The 223-nt window shown below is 37.7% G+C and carries 1 pseudogene; it reads left to right on the forward strand.

The window, feature by feature from the left end:
• A pseudogene (locus tag IV64_RS11640) lies at window positions 1–223 on the forward strand (IS30 family transposase); the annotation flags it as partial.

The raw sequence follows: 223 nt of genomic DNA on the forward strand, positions 1-223 counted from the left end.
ACAATTTCTTATGAATTAGCTCGATGTGAACCTTACCAGGCCGAAGTGGCCCAAACAGATGCCGAATACAAGCGGTCACGATGTGGCCGAAAGACTAAATTGAATGACAAATTAAGGCAAATAATTTTAAACCATTTACGGCTAAGTTGGTCACCAGGAATGATTGCTCACGAATTTAAACTAGCGACTAAATCAATTTATAATTGGTTAAATCAAGGGAAAA

Origin of the sequence: Lactiplantibacillus xiangfangensis, assembly GCF_001438845.1 — a bacterium.
In the GTDB taxonomy this organism is placed as follows: domain Bacteria; phylum Bacillota; class Bacilli; order Lactobacillales; family Lactobacillaceae; genus Lactiplantibacillus; species Lactiplantibacillus xiangfangensis.